This window comes from Aquella oligotrophica, from assembly GCF_002892535.1.
GTDB lineage: Bacteria > Pseudomonadota > Gammaproteobacteria > Burkholderiales > UBA11063 > Aquella > Aquella oligotrophica.
The window spans coordinates 2,712,164-2,734,542 of the sequence record NZ_CP024847.1; the positions used below are offsets into that span (position 1 = coordinate 2,712,164).

The window sequence follows — 22,379 nt, forward strand, 5'->3', positions numbered from 1 at the left end:
GATTATAATGATAACTCATGATAATTTCCTTTTAAAATTGAAAAAAATTTCTGCAGACAATAATAATATTCTGTGTCTGAATCTTGCCTTAGGCTTTTCTCTAAATAGTTTGAGTATAAATAATCGTTTGATATCCTCAGAGCAGTTAGAACTTATTATAAAAAACACCATGGGAGAAGATACTTTTTGGGATATGGGAATACCTAAGGGACAAGCTGAATTTCTTGTCTTTGGCGCGGCATACTCAACCAAGCCAGTTCATGCACTTAGCGTTAATGTATCGGTAGGCGAAATATCTAAAACTCTCATGGTTTTTGGACATCGGGAATGGACAAATTATGGGGCCAGTATTGCAAGGCAATTTAATTTAATGCCGATTAAATATAATTATGCATTTGGTGGTAATGGTTTTGAACTAAACCCAGATGGAGTTGGTTATAAGGCAACTATTGGAACGTTACTTCCCAACATTGAGTCATCTGAGGAGTTATTGGTTTCAATCGAAGATATAGTAACACCAGCTGGATTTGAGCCATTTCCACCAAACTGGCAACAAAGAAGTCAACACTTTATACAACATCCAAATATCGATTTTAAAATGGATTCAGTAACTATACCAGACGATATTCTTCCCGAACACTTTAATACAGCGCCGAATGATCAGCGATTATCCGGTTTTTTTAATGGTGATGAACCAATACAGATTACCAATATGCACCCACTATATCCAAGCATAAATTCAAAATTACCAGGGAAGCGGCTGCGTGTATTTGCTATTCAAGCAGAAGAAGATAAAGAAGTTCTTAATGAATTAAATATTCAATCTGATACTCTGTGGGTAATTCCTAACTTAGAATGTGGAATACTCCAATATCGAATAACAATAAAAATCAACAGCGACGATCTACAAGATATTAAGTTTCTTTTGATTCAACAAGAGGAAATCAATGGAGAAATAAGACCACTGGAATATTACGCTAACAATATCATAAAACGCTATAAAGAAGCCCCCTCCAATGCCGATTTATACTCCAAAATTCAGTTTACAATGGCAGCTGAAGATTTATCACCAAAAGAACCCAATAACCGAAACAATATATGTTCTCAATATAAAATCCAATTACCTCCACCTGAATTAAAATATGTACCACAGAATAATGCTAGTTTAAATGAAGACCCTGAGCTCAGCACAATGTTTATAGAAGTTCAAAAGGAAGTTAGTAAAATAATGGAGAAATTAAACCTTAATCATGAAAGTCTTGAATCATTTAAAAAACATCGGGAACAATCCGGACTTAATTCTTACCCATCGGGTGAAGAGGTAATTAATTACTTAAGAGAATCAGGAATTAAGTCCCCGGAGCTAGAAGTTTTAATAAATAAAGCCAATCAGCTACTAATGGAGATTGAAGAAGATATAACTGCTGAAAATGCCCCTCTGAATAATCATAAAGAACATGAAAACAATAAAACCAAATAATATGTCGCTATTGTTTAGAACTCAGTTGCTAAATAAACAAGATATTCTAACTATTGGTGCTTTTGCAACCTTCTCTTTTAACATGAATGAACCACGACTTCTAGAAGAACAACAATTATGGAAAATAGTAGAGCTAAACCTAGGAAAAGATGAGATTCTTGATTTAGGACTACCCAAACCTCGTGGTGAATATTTGATATATGGAAAAGCCTATTCTAGCAAGCCTGTTCAAGCTATGGCAATACATATAACCATAGATCAGCTATCCAAGTCATTAGTTGTAATCGGTAATCGCTACTGGACGCCCATAGGCGCAAGTAAGCCAGAATTTTTTACGGAACTAACAGTTGATTATACAAATGCATATGGAGGGGATGGATGTGCAGAAAACCCTGTAGGAAAAGGGTATAAGGCGCCAGAGGCTGGGAAATTTTATTTACCAAATATTGAGGATCCAAATAGCCCCATTACCAGAAAAGGTGATCAACCACACCCAGCAGGTTTTAATGCCTACCCAATCAATTGGCCACAAAGAATGCAATATATGGGGCAAATTGATAATAACTACTTACAGGAATGCTGGCCTGAATTCCCAAAAGGAACTGATCCGTTAATCTTCAATTCCGCACCGGAAGATCAGCAATTAAAAGGTTATTTTCAGGGTACAGAAAAATTTACTATAAAAAACATGCATCCGGTTAACTCTACACAAACATCAAAGCTACCAGGGGTGAGGGCAAGAATCTTCATCACCCAGAAAAACAGAAATAATGAAGAAGTATTTAAGGAGCTTCCGACAAAAGCAGAAACCCTTTGGTTATTTCCAAATCAGGAAGTAGGTACCTTACTTTTTCGTGCCAATATAAATGTGATTGATGAAGAATATAGTGATCTTTTACAACTATATGCAGTATGGGAATCAGTAGAGGAAGCCCCTCGTTCAGCTGAATTCTATTTACAGCAGCTACTTCTAAACGACCAAATAGAAAATGAAGCTGTCGCGGAACCTCCAATAGAAGAACCACCTATAGCAAAAGAATCAGCTCCAGTAGAAGAAACAGTAGCTGAAGAATATACTCTACCACAGAACCCAGAACTAGATAAAGCATTAAAAGACCTACAAGATATTCAGAAAAAACTCTCAGATCAACTAAAAGCACAGGGAGTTGATCCCGAACAGCAAACAGCAAAAATAATGTCAATGTCTGCCAACCCGCAAAGTAAAGAAATGAGTAGTGAGGAAGCATTGAAGGAATTGCAGCAAATCACACAAAATATAATGCAGAAAAATAATTTAACTCAGGCAGATTTGGATAAGGTAATTACGCAGTCAGCTGAGAGTAAACTCCCTCCCCTGTCAGATTTATTGAAGCAACTTGGTCCATTAGAGGGTAATGCTGCTGAGTTAGTAGAAAATTTGGTAAAACTGGATAAAATTTCACAAGATAACCAAGTAGCACAAGAACCAGAAATAGCTGAAGAAAGCCCTATAGATAATAACGGTATTGATGAAGCTACCATACCATTGCCAGTCCTAACTCCATTAACATTAACCACTAGCGATGTAATGACCAAATACAATCGCAATAAAGATTTAAGCAGTCTGGACTTAAGTAATTTTGATCTAAGCAGTTTAGATTTAAAAGGCGCTGACTTCAGTCGGTCAATTTTAAACAATGTGAATTTTCAAAATAGTAATCTTGACAATGTAGTTTTTAATAATTCCTTTCTAGACAGTGCAGATTTTAGTAATACCTCATTAAACGATGCTACTATCAATGATTCATATCTAGGTCGTGCTAATTTTCTAAATGCTAATTTAACTAGTGTTAAGATCACTAATTCAGATTTAAATAGCAGTAATTTTAATAAAAATATTTTATTAGGTGCTCAATTTACTGATGTTAACCTAGATCAAAGTAATCTGGAAAATATAGTGGCACAACAATCAAAATTTATTCGCTGTATAATATCAAACTGTAACCTATCTAACGCCAACTTTACGAAGGCAACTCTAACAGATTCTGATCTATCCCTTTCAATTTTGAACAACTCTAAATTTAATAATGCTAGTGCTACTGGGATTAAATTAGCTGGAGCTACTGGAGAATCAACTGACTTTAAGGATGCAAACCTTAGCTATTCGCGAGCAGATGAAACTACTTCCCTTTATAAAGCAAATTTTAAAAATACCAACCTAAATTTTGCCAGCTGGGAAGGCGCACAACTTGCAGAGTCTGATTTTAGTAATGCTATTTTTGATGAATCAAATTTTAGTAGTTCAAATTTTACCAAAGCAAAACTAGAACTAGCATCTGCCAAAAAAACAAATTTTACAAAAGCGGTGTTTGAACATGCAGACTTAAATAGAATCAACCTATTTAAGGGGTCATTACGGCGAAGCAATTTACTAGCAACTGATTTACGCTATTCAAATCTTTACGGCGTAGATTTTTACAAAGCTAGTATGGGGCAAACTGACTTAACTGGGGCAAACCTTGAACAGACCTTACTCTCTGCAATGGGCGTTAGCCCCAAAATAATTTAAATTATTAAGCATAAAAAAGATGCAGTTAAACTGCATCTTTTTTATTTACTATTTTTTATCTAATTTACCAACTAGTGATAAAGTAAATGAAGCACCCATATATTTAAAATGAGGCTGTACTAGCAAATTAACCTTATACCAACCAGGATCTCCCTCTACATCAGCTATAGTTATTTGTGCTTTACGTAATGGTCGACGGCTTCTCACGCCTGGAGAGACGTTTTCCTGATCAGCAACGTATTGGCGAATCCAGTTATTAAGCTCATTTTCAATATCATCACGAGTTTTCCAAGTACCAATATTCTCACGCTGAATAACTTTGATATAGTGAGCAAGCCTACTAACAATGAATGTATATGGCAATTGAGTACCAAGCTTATAATTTGCCTCAGCTTGCTTTCCTTCAGGTGTATCACCAAATATCTTCGGTTTCTGCACTGAATTTGCCGAGAAAAATGCAGCATTATCACTACCTTTACGCATGGTCAGGGCAATAAACCCTTCCTCAGCAAGCTCAAACTCACGCCGCTCCGAAATCAAAATCTCAGTAGGGATTTTAGTTTGCAATTCGCCCATTGCTTCGTACTGATAGATTGGCATATCTTCTACCGCACCGCCGCCTTGTGGACCAATGATATTCGCACACCAGCGATATTTAGCAAAACTGTCAGTAACTCGAGTAGCAAATGCAAAAGCTGCATTACCCCACAGAAATTTTTTATTACTATCAAGCACTGTCTCTTTATAATTAAAGCTCTTAACTGGAACAGTATCCTGACCATATGGCAAACGCAATAAAAAGTGCGGTAATGCCAAGCCAACATTACGTGCATCTTCACTTTCACGAAACGACTGCCATTTGATATACTGAGGCATTTCAAAAATTGATTTAAGATCTTTCAAATTTGGCAGTTTTGAGAAATCCTCCAACCCAAAAAACTCAGGCCCCGCAGCAGCAATAAATGGTGCATGAGACATGGTTGCAACACTAGCAATTGACTGTAGAAGCTTAATATCTTGACTTCCAGGGATAAATTCATAGTTGCCCAAAATTAAACCATATGGACGACCACCAAATTGACCATATTCGCTGGTATAAATGGTTTTATACAAACCAGACTTGTTAATTTCTGGAGCATCTTCAAAATCGTCAAGCAAATCCTGTTTGGATACATTAACTAACTCAATCCGTACATTTTCGCGAAAATCAGTTTTATCAACTAGATATTTTAATGATCGCCATGCTGATTCAAGTTTTTGAAAATGTTCATGATGGAGAATCTCATCCATCTGCATACTAATTTTCTGATCAAGATGGGCAATCATTTCATCTACCAAACCTTGGGTCACTTTAGTTGCTGCATTTTCAGGTTTAAGTAACTCATCGAGAAACGCCTGTAACCCTTGCTTGGTCGCGGCATAACCTTCATCAACTGGCTTTAGTCTGGTCGCTAAAACTATTTCATCAATTAACGACTGAGACTCAGCATTCTGGGCTGCTGCACCGCCTTCAACTTGCTTTTCTGCATCACTCATTCACTACTCCTTAGTCATGCTTCAATATTTAATTCTTTTAATAAGCGCTCACGAGCACCATCATCTTTAATAATATCCTGAATTTTTTTACGGAATTCTGGAACATTTCCAAGTGGACCCTTCAATGCTTTTAATGCCTCACGCAATTCTTTCATTTGGGCTAATTCAGGAACTTGTTGCATAATTGAATCTGGGTTAAAATCTTTCATCTGTTCAAATCGCAAATTAACAGCTAGTTCTGCATCTGGTTCCGAAGACAGTTTATTGGCTACACTTAAAGTTGCCTTAACATTAGATGCTTTTAATACTTCATCAAAATTATCTTTATCAATATTAACTGGCTTACGGTTTTCCAACGGACGATTATCAACATCACCAGTAAAATCACCAAGCACCAATAACTTCAATGATAATTCAATGTCTTCCTTAGCATCGCCCGTATGTGGACGATATACAATATTCACCCGTTCTTTGGGTGCAATTGAGGATTCTTTAGCCATTATTTAGTTCCTTTAAAATTAGCATCTAATATACTTTAATTGTTAGCAATATATGTCAAGTATTTTAACATTTACCATAAATCAATTGTAAAAACTTTGATTCCCTCTACGTAAATATTAAATCCTCTACATCTTTCCTCAAAGTATTAATAGTTGTATTTAGTGTCGCATTTTCTGTTTGTAACGCTTGGATGTCCAATTGTAACTGATTTATTTGTGCAGTATACTGTGTTGCTGCTTGAGTTGCAGTTTGTTGTGCCAGTTGTATTGCGGAATTTAATCCAGGAATTGCACTTGCCATAACAGTTAAAACCCCACCAATAGATATCTGATTACTGCTTATCTGAACCCCACCAAGAGTAATACCATTCGCATTAAAAGTTGCATTATTAACACCCGTCCCAACTACAACAGAGTTAGGTGTTACAGTTACAGCCCCGGTTTGCCCACCTCCAGTGGCACTCAAGGCGGCTTGATTATTCTGTAGATTTAAAGCGGAATTTGTAGCCGCATTTCCAACCTGCAACAAGGTATTTTGAGCTGGACGCATAATTTTAGTTGCAGTATTATCCATCGTAATTACACCATTGGAAACCCCAGTACTATTATTAAATAGTGAAACAGTCCCCCCATTTGTACTATTATTTAATGCAATCGTAGGAGTAACTCCATTATTTTTAGTTTTTATTAAGATCCTTTTCTGCCCAAGATAGATATTGCTGAAATTACTGTTTGCTACCGTAGAACTGGTATTTAGTTCTATTACTGGAAAAGTATTTGCTGGACTTGTAATCCCAATATCTGCCGTATAGCTATTACTATTTGTAGCAGTAGCTTTAAAGCCATTACTATCTAAAGTTAATTTAGCAACTGGGGCCACCTGAATCTGGTTAAAGAGATATTTAGTTGTTAGCATTTGAACTACCATAGTAAAAACTGCAGTTATTCCTATCTCAAGACCGCTCCAGCTTGATGAATATCCTGTAGCATAACCATTTGCTCCTGTTGATGAGCTAACAGTAAATGGTGGATTCATCAAACCATAGATTGACCCACCAATTGTAGCAGCTAAGGAAGCTGCAGTTGCTAATAAAGCAATACCGATCTCTTTTTTACGGGAAATTCTTGCCACATTACCTGCATTACCAGCCAGAGTCCCACCTTGAATAAGATATGTCCCCGTCGCAGAATTTGTTGTATTCTCCGCAGTTTCTGTCTTGTCGTCTGCATAAATTTTCTTGGCCTTGCTTGCGCTAAAGGAAATTGTTGTTGATGCATTAAAGCTAACAGTCGTCCCTAGGTTAAATGAAGTGGTAGGTCCTATTGCCAAACTCGCTGTAGCACCTGCTGTTACTTTAGTTGTAGTTCCAGCTGCCATTGAAATAGTATCTCCAATAGCTAATGTTGCATTACTATTTGAAGAGCTAACAGTTAATCCAGGACCTTTATTTGAAAGTAGATAACCAGCCATAATAATATCCTCCTTAAAGTTTAGTAATTACTTGTAATAATGCCATGAGTCATTAGCACATAGCCCTACAGCACAGTTACCTTGTGTGTCATCCATTACAAAAACATTACCAGATTTACTAATAATGGCTCCTCCCAAATAGGCATTTTGATCAACAACAAAATTACTATTTATTGAATTAAATACTGCACTCATAATTACTGGTAAATCAGGGTCGCCATTTCGGAATGATAAAGCTACCTCTGTTCCTTTATGTAATGGAAAATTAAGTCCATAACCATTACCGGCATATGGGGTTGCCATTCTAATCCAGATTGAACCTTTACCATCAGCTTTAGCGGTCTTAAGAAATGGAAGCCTAACTTTATAGCGCCCAGTACTATCAAGCTGTGGGTATTGGCTATCTTGTTCACCATCAACTAGTGCATTCATGATACCATAAATTTTCGGCAAAGGAGTAATCCGTTTTGGACGAAACTGAATTTTGGCTGGTAATAATACTAGTGTGTTCTCATAAAAACGCAAATTATCTTTCTGATTTTGCATTCCAGCCAATTGCTGCTGTCCTTTATGAATTACTTCCACTACTAAATATTCACCATTGTATTCATCATATTTTGTATCATCCAGCTTTATTTTCATTCCCGCATGAATCGGAACCGCAGTACTTTTCGCATAACAAAATTGGCTATGTGAATATAGTTCCTGTGCGCGAATTGTAGCTAAAAATTGACCATCCCCCTGATTCTCTTGGCTAATAAAATTTTCGCCATAGATAACCTCTTCGCCAAAAAGACTTTTATCCTCAGTGCCATCAGCACTAACAAAAGCAGAACAAGAAATTACCCCTTGATCACCAAGATTAGCTTTTTCATAACCATAATTAAGAATAGTTACTTGTTTGGGAACACTAACCATCTTTTTTTCGAAAGCATGAATTGAATTCGGATCCGGAGCAGAAGTTTGCTCACTTAAAAAACGAAACCGCAATGACTCCTGCCGTGAAATAAAATCTTCTTTCCGGTCAGTGATAACTACTTGCTCACCACTTTCCGTTTGTTTAAAGTAATAATAAACGCCATCTCGCTCCATCAGCCGATTAATAAAGTTATAATCACTTTCTTCGTACTGACAGATAAAAGCATAGCGATTATAGCAATCTGAACTTGGTTGATATTTTTTATCAGATGAATTAAAAGAAAGCTTACGCTCTTCCTGTGAGAAGCCCTGCTCGTTAAAAACATTATTTAGTATATCCCCCAAACCATTGCCTATATATACATCTGATTTTTTTGAATACCTTAATTTGGCTAGTTTTGGGGCTAGAATAACCCGATAATAGTAGTAATCTTTAATCTTGACTAGGCTACTAAATCCTATTATTATTCCATTATATACTGATTGTTGATTAGTAACCGAAAAATCATGCATATTCTCCATTTGGATGGTTAAACTTGCTTTTCTTCCTAATGGATTAGTGTTTTTTAGTAACTCACTTGAACGAAGATTGATAACAAACTCATAATGCTGTGATAAAGCTTCCTTACCATCAAGTTCTACCACATCAAAATCTATTTTGTTTTTATCTGTTTCTTCCCATTTTATTTTAAAATGAAATACATTGGCCATTGTCATCTCCTAAACCAATAAACCATACTATAAGAATCTGCCAAATTATCTACATACTTTATATATCTATGTTTTTATTTATTATTTTAGATATAAATGCAATACCCTCACTTACCCTCATTCAGTTGTCTAGTCATACATATTTTTGTAATAGAGTTAATACTTTATTACAAATTGACTAGCCAAGTCAATCCTGTTTTGCTTTTTTTGCCTTAGCTTTAGTTTTTTCTTTTACTTCACTCTCGATATTTTTTATTTCTTCATCAAATTTAAAAATAAATTCACCAGACTCCATAATATCTATAAACACCTTCTCTGGCATTTTTCCACTACCAGCATGAGTAATTATTGTTTTTGAAAGTTTGGGTAAAACATTACCATTTAATATGAAATCAATATTCCTCGCACCACTTTCCACTTCTACGCAACGACTAACGATGGCTTCTACCACAGCCTTGGAATAAGTAAGCACCATTTTATTATTTGCAAATAAGGTATTTTGAATATTCTTTAACTTTTGCTCAACAATCCCATACATAGCATCACTGCCAAGACTAAAGAAAGGAACAACTGTCATTCTAGCCAGCAATGCAGGTTTAAAATATGCACTCAAGATCGGATTTATCGCACTAATAATATTGGCAACCGGAATTTCACTAGCCCCATCACCACTAGTCATCTCCTGAATAACATCTGATGCCAGATTACTAGTTAAGATAATAATGGTATTTTTAAAATTGATTTCTTTGCCTTCACCATCATTAACGATACCTTTATCAAATACCTGATAAAATACGTTTAATACATCCAAATGAGCCTTTTCTGCTTCATCAAGTAATACCACAGAATATGGACGTTGTCTAACTGCTTCTGTTAGCATCCCACCCTCACCATAACCGACATATCCAGGAGGGGAGCCAAGTAATCTACTAGCTGTATGACTCTCCTGAAATTCGCTCATGTTTATAGTAACAATATTCTTGCGATTACCAAAAATCAAATCAGCTAAAGCTTGACTACATTCAGTTTTACCCGTACCACTTGGACCAACAAATAAAAATACACTTATTGGCTGCTGAGTATTCTTCAGCCCAGACTTGGCAGCACGAATAGAATCAGCAACTAAATGAAGCGCATGATTTTGACCCCGGATAGATTCAGCAAGCCTACTCTCCAAGTCAATAAGAATACCACTCTCATCACGCTGCATTTTACCCAAAGGCACACCAGTCCAATCTGAAACAACCTCAGCTACGACATCCTGATCAACATCAATCCTTAATAAAGCATCCGGATTTTGATTACGTTTTAGTTCAGATTCGGCTTCATTTAGTTTTTCACCTAACTCCCTAGCTCTATCTGCATTTTCTTTATTGGCAAATAACTCTTTCCGTAAATCAAGTACTTCTTCTACTAACTTCTTCTCTTTCATCCAGCGCTCATAAAGCTCGTGTGCTTCGGCTTCAAGTAGACTTTTCTCAATTGCTAGTTTGGTATATTTTTCTTCATCAATGGTAATCCGATTTAAACGATCTCGTTCCAGAGCATTCAAAGTACGGTTTATAGCAAGAATCTCCCGTTCTTTATTATCAAGGATGCCCGGCTTAGCAGAAAGATTTATCTTTATTCTCGAGCAACTAGTATCAAGAAGATCAATCGCTTTATCCGGTAAAAACCGATCGGTTATATAGCGGTCAGATAGAATAACTGCAGCTTCCACTGCTGCATCGCGAATTGTTACCTGATGTTCTTTTTCATAATGCTCTTTTATTCCCCGTAAAATTAGCGTAGCATCAGAAAGCGAAGGTTCATCAAGCTTCACTAGCTGAAACCTTCTTACCAACGCAGGATCTTTCTCAAAATACTTCTTGTATTCTTTCCAAGTGGTTGCGGCAATAGTTCTCAACTCCCCACGCGCCAAAGATGGCTTTAATAAATTAGCAGCATCATTCCCACCAGCAGCGCCACCTGCCCCGATAAGCATATGAGCTTCATCAATAAATAAAATAGTTTTTTGCGCGCTAGACTTTATTTCATTAATCACACCACGCAAACGTTTTTCAAATTCGCCCTTTACGCCAGCTCCAGCTTCCAAAGCCCCCATATCTAAACCAAGAATCCGCATGTCTTTTAATAAATCAGGAACATCATTATTTATTACTCGTAATGCTAACCCTTCGACAATAGAGGTTTTACCAACCCCAGGTTCTCCAACACATATAGGGTTATTTTTCCGTCTGCGCCCCAAAATCTCAACTATCAAACGCAATTCTTCATCCCGCCCAAAGACCGGGTCAATTTTGCCATCTTTAGCAAGTTCGGTAAAGTCAGTACAAAACTGTTTAACAAAGCCAGTTGTACCATTTACTTGCTGAACCCCATCCATTGGATTTGATGAGCTCCCAGCATCATCTACTGTCGAATGCTCTTTTGAGGCTCGAGTATAATCAGCAAATGACTTCAGTAAAGCATCGCGATCTATTTCTTTTAACAAATCAGCGTAATAACCAGATGAATACAACACAAGCTTAGTTAAGTAAGCAATTAAAATAGCTCCACTACGAATTTTGCGCTCAGAAAGGTCAATGGAGGTAATTAGCCAAGAGTCCTGAATTAAATCTAACAGTTGTGGCGAAAAAACGGGCTTGGAAGAATTACCAGACTTATACTCTTCAAGTGCCTGTAAAAGCAACTTTTGGACTTTTACATGCTCTAGACCACTTTCTTTTAATATTACCGAGCAATCACTGTCCATATCTTCAAGTAGTTTATATAAGAAATGCTCAATTGTAATCTCATAATGAGTTCGTGAAACACACATTCCGATCGCATTTTGCAGTGCCATACTACTGCAATCATTTAACTTCATCAACAAGGCTTTGATATCGCTAGCGATCATATATATGCTCCTAAATAATAGCGAGTGTTATAGTTGAATGTTTAGCCAATTATATCATAAGTAGTTTGACAGTCAACCCAGATTTAAACACTGGTTTTCAAAGAAAATATATGAAACCTTTATGGCAGCAATCTTATTAATACCATATATTAATTTCTTGTCCAAATTGGCTAACTAAAAAGCTTGCAATACAATTTTCTTTATGATATTATTTTGCCATACCAAAATAATAAGTATATTTTACTTAACAAAGTAAAATGTTATAACAGGTATAAAAGTTAGTTCAGATAGCTCAATAACTAACTATCTGAGCTTTTCAATACTAAAAAATTCTTAATAAACTAGGAGATGAAAATGGCTATTACAATATACGCAACTATTCAAGGTTCAAGTCAGGGAGCTATCCAGGGCGATGTTAAACAGCAAGGTCGTGAAAATACCATTTTAGGTTACGCACTTGATCATGATGTTGAAATCCCTCGTGACACGCATACTGGTTTGGCTGTTGGTCAACGGATTCATAATCCTGTAGTACTAACCACTGAAATTGGAAAGCATACGCCGAAAATTTTCCAAGCATGTTCTACTGGTGAACCATTAGATGTAACCCTTGATTTTTATCGTATTAATGATAAAGGTCTTGAAGAAAAATATTACACTGTTAAGTTAACAAAGGCAATCGTAGTAAACTCTCGTGAATGGTTTCCAGAGACTTTTATTGCTGATAATAAACCGTACAAACATATGCAGACAATTTCAATGTCGTATGAGAAAATTTCATGGATAGACAATATAAATAGTACGGAAGCAGAAGATGCATGGAATGCACCTAAATTAGCATAATCCAAGTATTTGTGGTTTATAATATGGCATTGGTTTTAATCAATGCCATTTTTATTTGAAGTACTATAAATGACAACTCGCACTTTATTTGAAACTTTCCGTTATATTGAGAAAACTCTTGATAAACAGGATAATAATAGCTCTGCATATATTGACTCGATTTTGGAACATCTGCGAAATATTTTAAATACCAGACGAGGAAGTGTATTAATTGCAGATAATTATGGCATGCCAGATTTAACTAACTTTCCGGGGGAAAACCTTGCTGAAGCTGTTCAGGAACTAGAAAAGATGATGCGAATCACTATCGAGCGTTATGAACCCAGATTACGCAATATTAAAATTAGTTATAACCCTGACACAAGTGATGCTCTCACACTAAAGTTTGGCTTATCAGCAGAACTAATTGTTGATAATGGTGGGCGCCAGCACCCAATTTTTTTTGAAACAGTAATAACGTCTGATGGCATGGTGAAAGTTGAAAGGTAAAAAAGCTTATGTTTAATAAATACTATGAGAATGAGCTACATAAGCTACGAGAAGCAGCTACTGAATTTGCAAGAGAACATCCAGTAACAGCACCACTATTAATGGGACCAAGTATGGATCCCGGAGCTGAACGGATGCTTGAAGGCGTTGCCTTTTTAAGTGGTCTATTAAATCAAAAACTAGATAATGAATTTCAGAAATTCATTAAAGAAACCATCGAGTTAATTTACCCACAATTCGTAAGACCTATTCCGGCAACATCAATTGTATTATTTGAGCCCAAAGCAGGGCAAACTGAACCAGTAACTGTAAAAGCTAAAACAACACTTGCAGCGAACAAAGTTGATGGCACATCATGTCAGTTCCAAACTTCTTTTGATCTTGAAGTTCACCCACTAAAAATCATCTCTGCAAAACTGGAGCGGGTAACAGAAGAGGTCTCCCATCTAGATGTATATTTTGAATTACAAGGTACTACATTGGAAAGCTGGAATATTCAACAGGGATTATATCTTTTTCTTGGTGGAACTTATACCCGGGCAGCAAATATTTATATGCTTCTGTATAATAACTTAAAAAAGATTATTATAAAATCTGAAGATGGGAGACAGTTTATCCTAAAACCAGAGCAGCTAGAAGCAATTGGGATGGATATAGATAATCAGCTTCTTGATTATCCAGTACAATCATTCTCCGCCTTTCGCTTATTACAGGAATATTTTATTTTACCTTACAAATTCTTCTTTATGAAGCTTACCGGGTTTGATAAATGGCTGGATCGAGGAAAATCAGATAAATTTTCAATTACTTTTGAATTGCATGACATTCCAGAAAATGACCTACAGGTAAATAAGGATACTTTCATTTTAAATGCAGTTCCGGTAATAAATCTGTTTTCGTACGAAATGGATCCAATTACTCTCAATCACCAAATAGAAAAAACTTTATTGCGTCCAAACCCCCACTATCCAACTCATTATCAGGTATATGAAGTCCAAAGTGTAGTTGCATATACCGAAGGGGTTAATGATAAAAAAGAATACCTTCCAATTAACAGTTTTGTTGGACATAAAAGCTCTAACAGCCCTGTATATCAGCTACTTCGAGAACGCTCAATAATAAACAACCATCCAGAAGTATATTTATTTTTCCCATATCAGGAAGACGCTACCAAAATAAATGAAGAGACTCTTGTGGTTACTGTAAAATCCACTAATGGCAGGCTACCCGAAAAATTAAGAATAGGCGATATTTGCGTTCCAACTTTTAATTCCCCTGAAAGCCTTAATTTTCGGAATATTTTACAACCGACATATTCGATAGAACCACCAACCGACTCAATGAATTTCTGGCGGTTTATTTCATACTTATCACTGAATTTTCTGTCATTAACACAATTAGATAATCTTAAAGCCATGTTAAAACTATTTCTATCGAGTGAAGATCAGGATAAACCCAGACTTACAGCCAATCAGAAGAGAATTACAGGAATAAGTAGTATCAAGGCAGCTCCAATTGACAGGGTACATAAAGGACGTATAGTTCGGGGACACAAGATAGAAATGGAAGTATATGCAGATCAGTTTGCAGGACTTGGCGATGTATATTTATTTGGAAGTGTATTAAATAGTTTCTTCACGATCTATGCAAGTATTAATACTTTTATCCAATTTAATCTTAAAGAACTTAACTCGGGAGTAAGTTTTAAATGGCCAGTGAAAATAGGCAATCGAACATTAATATAAAAGAGCTACTATTAACCTCTGGCAATAAGTTTTCCTTCGTTCAGGCTAATAGGCTACTAAACCTATTAACTAAAGAAGAAAAAACTTCCTTACAGGAACAACTCCGTATTCGCCCTGAGTTATCACTTGAATTCCCAGGCTCAGATGTTGCCAGCATTGAAGAAGTTGCGACAGAAAATGGCAGCCGTTATTTGCTAACTGCTACTTTTCTTGGACTTTATGGGGTATCTTCTCCGCTGCCAACATTCTATACTGAGAATCTATTTCATGAAGCGGCAGAAGACAATTCATTAAATAGAGAATTTATCGACATTTTTAACAATCACCTTTATCATTCTTTTTTCAAAATATGGCGGACTCATCGACTTGGCTATAAGCTTTTTGAAGAAAAAGATAACAGTTATATGTTTTTCTTATATAGCTTTGGTGGACTTACCAATGAAAATGTAAGAAATAATATTTCTTCAGAATATAATCCGCTGCGCTACCTTGGAATATTAGGGCACTTCCCCAGATCTGCGTATGGCTTGAAAACTCTACTTAGTGACCTACTAAACTTAAGCACAATCAAAATCATTGAATGCCAAGATAGTTTATTACCAATCCCTAAAGATCAGCAGTTTAGCTTAGGAATTAATAACTGTCAACTAGGCGAAACTAGCCACCTGGGCAAAGAGATAATCTCCACTAATAATGCATTTACAATTCAGATTGGACCAATTTCTTATGATGACTACTCCCAGTTATTACCTAACTCTAAAAAATTTAAACTACTTCATCAATCGGTTAGTTTATATATTGATCAACCATTAATTTGGGATGTAGAATTATCAATTCTAGGAGAAGAAGTCCCTGGAATAACTCTTGGAAAAATAAATGGTGCACAACTGGGATATGATAGCTGGCTTTTAGATAAGAAAGCTTCAAGAAAGGCTGTTTATAATGTCAGATTTGATTATATTGAATAATATTCCAACGGTTTTACTAACTCTTAGAGACATCAAAACCGTTGGTTAAATGAATAATTAAAACTACCTAGTCATTGCATTAAAGAAATCACCATTATTCTTGGTTTCCCTGATTTTCTCAAGAACAAAACTACTCGCTTCAATCGGTTGTTTCTCAGACAAGAACTTCCGCAACACCCATAACTTTTGTAACTGATCCTTACTTAATAGTAACTCTTCACGACGAGTTCCGGACCGTAAGATATCAATTGCCGGATAAACTCGGCGTTCTGCCAAAGTACGATCCATATGTAATTCCATATTTCCGGTACCTTTAAACTCTTCATAAATCACGTCATCCATGCGCGAACCAGTATCAACTAACGCTGTAGCTATGATCGTCAGTGAACCACCCTCTTCTATATTCCGTGCAGCCCCAAAGAAACGTTTTGGTCGATGTAAGGCATTAGCATCAACACCACCAGTTAAAATTTTCCCCGAAGCAGGCGCAACCGTATTATAAGCACGCGCAAGACGCGTAATTGAATCAAGCAAAATTACCACATCTTTCTTACTCTCAACCAAGCGTTTAGCCTTTTCCATAACCATCTCCGCAACCTGTACATGGCGCGCAGCTGGTTCATCAAATGTTGAGGCAACAACTTCACCTTTTACCGAGCGTTGCATCTCAGTAACCTCTTCCGGGCGCTCATCAATCAATAATACAATCAGAACAACTTCAGGATGATTAGCTGTAATAGAATGAGCAATATGTTGAAGCATAACTGTTTTACCAGTCTTAGGTGGTGCAACCAGTAAACCACGCTGTCCTTTACCGATTGGAGAGAACAAATCAATTACTCTTCCTGTATAATTCTCTTCACCCTTAATATCTCGCTCAAGGTGTATCTGCTGATCTGGAAATAATGGAGTTAAATTTTCAAATAATATCTTATGTTTATTTGCCTCAGGTGGATTGCCATTAACTGTATCAACTCTTACCAAGGCAAAATACTTTTCACCTTCTTTTGGCATCCTAATTTCACCTTCAACGGTATCACCAGTTTGCAAATTAAAACGACGAATCTGACTTGGACTGATGTATATATCATCATGACTGGCTAGATATGAAGTATCTGGCGAGCGTAGAAAGCCAAAACCATCAGGCAAAACCTCAAGTACCCCACCACCGGATATATTCTCACCCTGTTCGGCAACTTTACGCAAAATAGCAAAAATCAGATCATGCTTACGCAGTCTGCTCGCCCCCTCAATATTATAACCAGCAGCCATTTCAACAAGCTGCGATACGTGAATATCTTTTATTTCTGATAAATGCATGTTTTTATAACACCTAAAAACCTGTTACTGTTAGTTTTAATTTCCTGCCAGACAATGAATTTTGAATTTTTGAGAATTTTTGTGGTATTTGGAATTACTCGATTTGATTGAAAGATAAATAGTTGCCTTATTCGGCAACTATTTATAATAACTAGATATTGCTGTCAATAAATGCAGCCAGCTGACCTTTAGGTAAAGCACCAACCTTAGTTTCTACAACTTGACCATTTTTAAATAGCAATAATGTAGGAATTCCGCGCACTCCATAAGTTGCAGCAGAAACACTATTTTCATCCACATTAACTTTAACAATTTTCAAACGCCCAGCGTATTCTTTAGATAAATCATCCAGAATTGGCGCAACCATACGGCATGGACCACACCACTCAGCCCAGAAATCGACTAAAACAGGTACTTCTGACTTTAAAACATCAGCTTCAAATGAAGCATCTGTAGCATATACAACATTACTCATAATTTTTAAAAACCTTAAAAAACCTTCGCCATTATTATAGCACAATAAAAATATATTACTATAAATCTTAAATAAGTTTATTTTTTAGGGCACATTATATGTACCCACACAATAATACTTACTGATCTAAGTCTAGTGCTGTACCATTATCATTAATTTGTGGTAGTTGGTGACCATGTTTAGCACGATGATAAGACAACCCGGTTCCGGCAGGAATCAGACGTCCCATAATCACATTTTCTTTTAATCCACGTAGGTAATCAACGCGTCCAGATACAGCAGATTCAGTCAGAACTCGAGTAGTTTCCTGGAATGATGCCGCAGAAATAAACGAATCAGTATTTAATGAGGCACGAGTAATACCCAAAAGAATATTTTTAAACTCCACAGGTTCTTTACCCGCAGCAATTAGGCGATCATTTTCATCAAGAATTGCTGAACGCTCAGCCTGTTCACCCTCAAGGAAAATTGCACTATCACCAGGATTTACAATCACTACACGACGTAGCATCTGACGTACAACCACCTCAATATGTTTATCACTGATTTTTACACCCTGCAAGCGGTAAACTTCCTGTACCTCATGTGCGATATATTTAGATAATTCTTCAATACCCTTCATTTCTAGTAACTCATGTGGATCAACTGGACCATCAACAATCATCTGTCCACGTTCCACATACTCACCATCATTAACTAGGATATGCTTATCTTTTGGAATTGCTAAATCAACTTCTTCACCACTTACAGCAAGAATTTTGATTTTATGTTTACCTTTAGTTTCTTTTTGGAAGGTAATTGTTCCAGATAAAGGAGCTAACATTCCCGCATCTTTAGGTATCCGCGCTTCAAATAACTCAGCAACACGTGGCAGACCACCAGTAATATCACGAGTCTTCATTGATTCTTGTGGTTTTTTCGCTATAATATCACCAGCATTTACATTCTGATTATCACGAACCGCAATAATATCACCAATCTGGAAAGAAATAATAACTGGCGCATCGGTTCCAAATATTTTAACCTCACGACCAGCTTCATCAAATAGACGCGCTACTGGACGCAAGTTTTTATCTTTAGATTTAGCACCTTTAACTTTAGCCGGATCAATTACTTTAAGCGCAGTTAAACCTGTTACGTCATCAGTTTCTTTAACTACTGTCAAGCCTTCTTCAACATTCTCAAGAACAATTGTACCAGAATGTTCAGAAATTACTGGGCGTGAATGTGGATCCCAACTAGCAAGCTTTTTACCAGCATCAACTTTTTCACCATCAGCAACGGCAAGTATTGAGCCATAAGGAATTTTATGTTGTTCACGTTCGCGGTTATGTTGATCCAAAATCACCAATTCAGCTGAACGCGAAACAATAACTTTTTCGCCAGATGGTTTAGTTACATAACGTAAATCTTTATAACCAACAATACCTGATGATTTAGCTTCAACCTGACTCACAGCAGCAGCGCGCGAAGCCGCACCCCCGATGTGGAATGTACGCATCGTTAACTGAGTTCCCGGCTCACCAATTGATTGAGCAGCAATAATACCAACTGCTTCACCCTGATTAACCTGATAACCACGAGCTAGATCGCGACCGTAACATTTAGCACATAAACCATAGCGAGTATCACAAGTTAATGGTGTACGAACTTTAATTTCATCAATATTAGTTTGCTCAATTCGTTCTACCAATCCTTCATCAAGAAGAGTCCCAGCCGCAGCAATTACTTTATTTGTATCATGATCAATAACATCTTCAGCAACAACGCGTCCAAGGATACGATCACGCAATGATTCAATTACATCACCACCCTGAATGATAGAGCGCATTACTACACCATTGGTTGTACCGCAATCATCTTCAACGATTACCAAATCTTGGGTAACATCCACCAAACGACGCGTCAGGTAACCCGAGTTTGCTGTTTTAAGTGCGGTATCCGATAATCCTTTACGTGCACCATGGGTTGAGATGAAGTACTGCGATACCGTCAATCCCTCACGGAAGTTTGCTGTAATCGGAGTTTCCATAATCTCACCCGATGGTTTAGCCATCAAACCACGCATTCCTGATAGCTGTTTAATCTGAGCAATCGATCCCCGCGCACCAGAATCCGCCATCATAAAGATTGAATTAAATGAATCTTGATCTACAAGAGTACCATCTTTATCAGTTACTTTTTCTTTAGATAATTCACTCATCAGAGTCTTGGCAATATCCTCACCACAACGACCCCAAATATCAATTACTTTATTATAACGTTCACCCTGTGTAACCAGACCTTCGTTATACTGCTGTAAAATCGCATCAACTTCAGATTGAGCTTTGGCAACTTTATCATATTTTGAATTTGGTACATGCATATCATTAACACATACAGAGATTCCACCAATTGTTGAATAACGGAAACCCATATACATCAAATGATCGGCTAAAATCACTGTATCTTTAATCCCACACTTACGGAATGATACGTTGATTAATTTAGCAACTTCTTTTTTCTTCAATGCTTTATTGATTAATTCAAAATCTAGCCCCTGTGGCATAATTTGAGAAAGAATAGCGCGACCAACTGTAGTCTTACGACGAACAGAATGGCTAACCATATCGCCATTACCATCACGATGCCATTCTTCTAAACGCACTTCAACTAAAGCATGTAGTCCAACTTGACCGGTTTGATAAGCACGTTCAAGCTCTTTAAGATTGGCAAATATTGTGCCTTCACCTTTATCATTAACTTTTTCACGAGTCATATAATAAAGTCCAAGAATAATATCTTGAGATGGAACAATGATTGGTTCACCATGAGCTGGTGATAATACGTTATTCGATGCCAACATCAAAGTGCGCGCTTCCATCTGCGCCTCAAGGCTCAATGGTACGTGTACCGCCATCTGATCCCCATCAAAATCGGCATTGAATGCTGCACAAACCAGTGGATGTAATTGAATAGCTTTACCTTCAATCAATACTGGTTCAAAAGCCTGAATACCAAGACGGTGAAGTGTCGGTGCACGGTTTAATAATACTGGATGTTCACGGATTACATCTTCAAGGATATCCCAGACCTGTGGATGCTCCTGCTCAACCATTCGTTTCGCATATTTAATTGAAGAAGCATAACCTAAAATTTGTAACTTATGATAAACAAAAGGCTTGAAAAGCTCTAATGCCATAATTTTTGGCAACCCGCACTGATACAAACGCAGATTAGGACCAACCGTAATTACCGAACGACCAGAATAATCAACACGTTTACCCAATAGATTTTGACGGAAACGACCTGATTTACCCTTAATCATCTCAGCAAGTGATTTTAATGGGCGTTTATTCGCACCAGTAATCACCTTACCGCGCTTACCATTATCAAATAATGAATCCACAGCTTCTTGTAACATACGGCGCTCATTACGGAGGATAATTTCTGGCGCACGTAGCTGGATCAATTTGCGTAACCGATTGTTTCGGTTAATTACACGGCGATATAAATCATTTAAATCAGAAGTAGCAAAGCGTCCACCATCAAGAGCAACTAATGGACGTAATTCCGGTGGTAATACTGGAACACAATCCATAATCATCCACTCAGGTTTCATTTCTGAACGCTTGAATCCTTCTAGTACTTTCAGGCGTTTAGCCAATTTTTTCAAATTAGTTTCTGATTTGGTAGTAGCCATTTCTTCACGAATTGTACCAATCTCAGTTTCTAAATCAATTGACTGAAGCATTCTACGTACTGCCTCGGCACCGATTCCGACATCTAATTTGTCATCATCGTTATTTTCGATAAGAAAATTATACTGTTCAGGAGATAGAATATCTCCTTTTCTAATTGGAGTTTTGCCATCTTTAGGATGTAGCGGAGGTTCAACACGATCAAGGACTTCAATAACTGCATATGCTTCAAAATATAAAACGTGTTCAATATCACGTAATGGCATATCAAGTACCATCCCCATTCTAGATGGTAATGATTTTAAGAACCAGATATGTGCAACCGGAGAAGCTAATTCAATATGCCCCATGCGTTCACGACGCACTTTAGATAAAGTTACTTCAACACCACACTTCTCACAGATTACTCCGCGATGTTTAATCCGTTTATATTTTCCACATAAACATTCATAATCTTTAACTGGTCCAAAAATTCGTGCACAAAACAAGCCATCCCGCTCAGGACGTAAAGTACGATAATTAATCGTCTCCGGCTTTTTAATTTCACCATATGACCACGAACGAATTTTTTCCGGGGAGGCTAAGCCAATACGGATACGACCATAATGTTCATTACTATCTTTATTATTAAGAAAGAGATTGTTAAACTCCAACATTACGCTACTCCAAAAATTTTGCCGCTACTGCAATGAAAACTTCATTGCCTATTTTATTTGATGATTCATGTCTAAACTGCCAAATTAATTTGTAAGAGCGAGAAGTAAGGCGACGCCGTATACAATTAATACACAAGAAG

Annotated in this window: 14 protein-coding genes; 6 read left to right on the forward strand and 8 right to left on the reverse strand. The window is 36.9% G+C overall.

Annotated elements, in window-relative coordinates; translation table 11 throughout:
• Positions 1–7: 7 nt before the first annotated feature.
• Together CUN60_RS12400 and CUN60_RS12405 are read left to right on the forward strand one after the other, a co-directional pair.
• The gene (locus CUN60_RS12400; protein ID WP_102952343.1) at positions 8–1,480 is read left to right on the forward strand and encodes a DUF2169 domain-containing protein; all 1,473 of its coding nucleotides are present in this window, start codon (positions 8–10) and stop codon (positions 1,478–1,480) included.
• A complete protein-coding gene (locus CUN60_RS12405; RefSeq protein ID WP_102952344.1) occupies positions 1,458–4,028 on the forward strand; it encodes a DUF2169 family type VI secretion system accessory protein in 2,571 nt (856 codons plus the stop codon). Before CUN60_RS12400 ends, CUN60_RS12405 begins: the two co-directional genes overlap by 23 nt.
• A gap of 48 nt (positions 4,029–4,076) precedes the next feature.
• Here the strand turns inward: CUN60_RS12405 and tssC are convergent, their stop codons facing one another.
• From tssC to tssH, 5 genes are all read right to left on the reverse strand, one after another.
• Positions 4,077–5,564 carry a type VI secretion system contractile sheath large subunit gene (gene tssC / locus CUN60_RS12410; protein ID WP_102952345.1) on the reverse strand — a complete coding sequence of 496 codons (1,488 nt, stop codon included), beginning with the start codon at positions 5,562–5,564 and terminating at the stop codon, positions 4,077–4,079.
• A gap of 14 nt (positions 5,565–5,578) precedes the next feature.
• Entirely contained in the window at positions 5,579–6,064 is a 486-nt protein-coding gene (gene tssB, locus CUN60_RS12415) for a type VI secretion system contractile sheath small subunit (protein ID WP_102952346.1), read from the reverse strand.
• Positions 6,065–6,170: 106 nt separating this feature from the next.
• Positions 6,171–7,535, reverse strand: a complete 1,365-nt coding sequence (locus CUN60_RS12420) for a hypothetical protein (protein WP_102952347.1) — start codon at positions 7,533–7,535, stop codon at positions 6,171–6,173.
• Positions 7,536–7,562: 27 nt separating this feature from the next.
• Positions 7,563–9,164, reverse strand: coding sequence for a type VI secretion system Vgr family protein (locus CUN60_RS12425; RefSeq protein ID WP_158649425.1), 1,602 nt, complete (start codon positions 9,162–9,164; stop codon positions 7,563–7,565).
• A 187-nt stretch (positions 9,165–9,351) separates the two neighbouring features.
• On the reverse strand, positions 9,352–12,063 hold the full coding sequence (tssH, locus tag CUN60_RS12430) for a type VI secretion system ATPase TssH (protein ID WP_102952349.1): 2,712 nt from the start codon (positions 12,061–12,063) through the stop codon (positions 9,352–9,354).
• Positions 12,064–12,417: 354 nt separating this feature from the next.
• Here tssH and tssD point away from each other — a divergent pair, with 354 nt between their 5' ends.
• The 4 genes from tssD (at position 12,418) to tssG (ending at position 16,108) form a co-directional block, all read left to right on the forward strand.
• Positions 12,418–12,906: a type VI secretion system tube protein TssD gene (gene tssD, locus CUN60_RS12435; protein WP_102952350.1), complete on the forward strand. Its 489-nt coding sequence runs from the start codon at positions 12,418–12,420 to the stop codon at positions 12,904–12,906.
• 69 nt (positions 12,907–12,975) lie between these two features.
• The gene (gene tssE / locus CUN60_RS12440) at positions 12,976–13,395 is read left to right on the forward strand and encodes a type VI secretion system baseplate subunit TssE (protein WP_102952351.1); all 420 of its coding nucleotides are present in this window, start codon (positions 12,976–12,978) and stop codon (positions 13,393–13,395) included.
• A gap of 8 nt (positions 13,396–13,403) precedes the next feature.
• On the forward strand, positions 13,404–15,140 hold the full coding sequence (gene tssF / locus CUN60_RS12445) for a type VI secretion system baseplate subunit TssF (protein WP_102952352.1): 1,737 nt from the start codon (positions 13,404–13,406) through the stop codon (positions 15,138–15,140).
• Positions 15,104–16,108 carry a type VI secretion system baseplate subunit TssG gene (gene tssG / locus CUN60_RS12450; protein ID WP_102952353.1) on the forward strand — a complete coding sequence of 335 codons (1,005 nt, stop codon included), beginning with the start codon at positions 15,104–15,106 and terminating at the stop codon, positions 16,106–16,108. The genes tssF and tssG overlap by 37 nt, the downstream gene beginning before the upstream one ends.
• Positions 16,109–16,171: 63 nt before the next feature.
• Here the strand turns inward: tssG and rho are convergent, their stop codons facing one another.
• The 3 genes from rho to rpoC all read right to left on the reverse strand — a co-directional run bounded on the left by rho (position 16,172) and on the right by rpoC (position 22,239).
• On the reverse strand, positions 16,172–17,428 hold the full coding sequence (rho, locus tag CUN60_RS12455) for a transcription termination factor Rho (RefSeq protein WP_102952354.1): 1,257 nt from the start codon (positions 17,426–17,428) through the stop codon (positions 16,172–16,174).
• Positions 17,429–17,579: 151 nt separating this feature from the next.
• Positions 17,580–17,903, reverse strand: coding sequence for a thioredoxin TrxA (gene trxA / locus CUN60_RS12460; protein ID WP_102952355.1), 324 nt, complete (start codon positions 17,901–17,903; stop codon positions 17,580–17,582).
• Positions 17,904–18,021: 118 nt separating this feature from the next.
• Positions 18,022–22,239 (reverse strand): DNA-directed RNA polymerase subunit beta', encoded by a 4,218-nt coding sequence (gene rpoC / locus CUN60_RS12465; protein WP_102952356.1) that lies wholly within the window; start codon positions 22,237–22,239, stop codon positions 18,022–18,024.
• Positions 22,240–22,379: the final 140 nt, after the last annotated feature.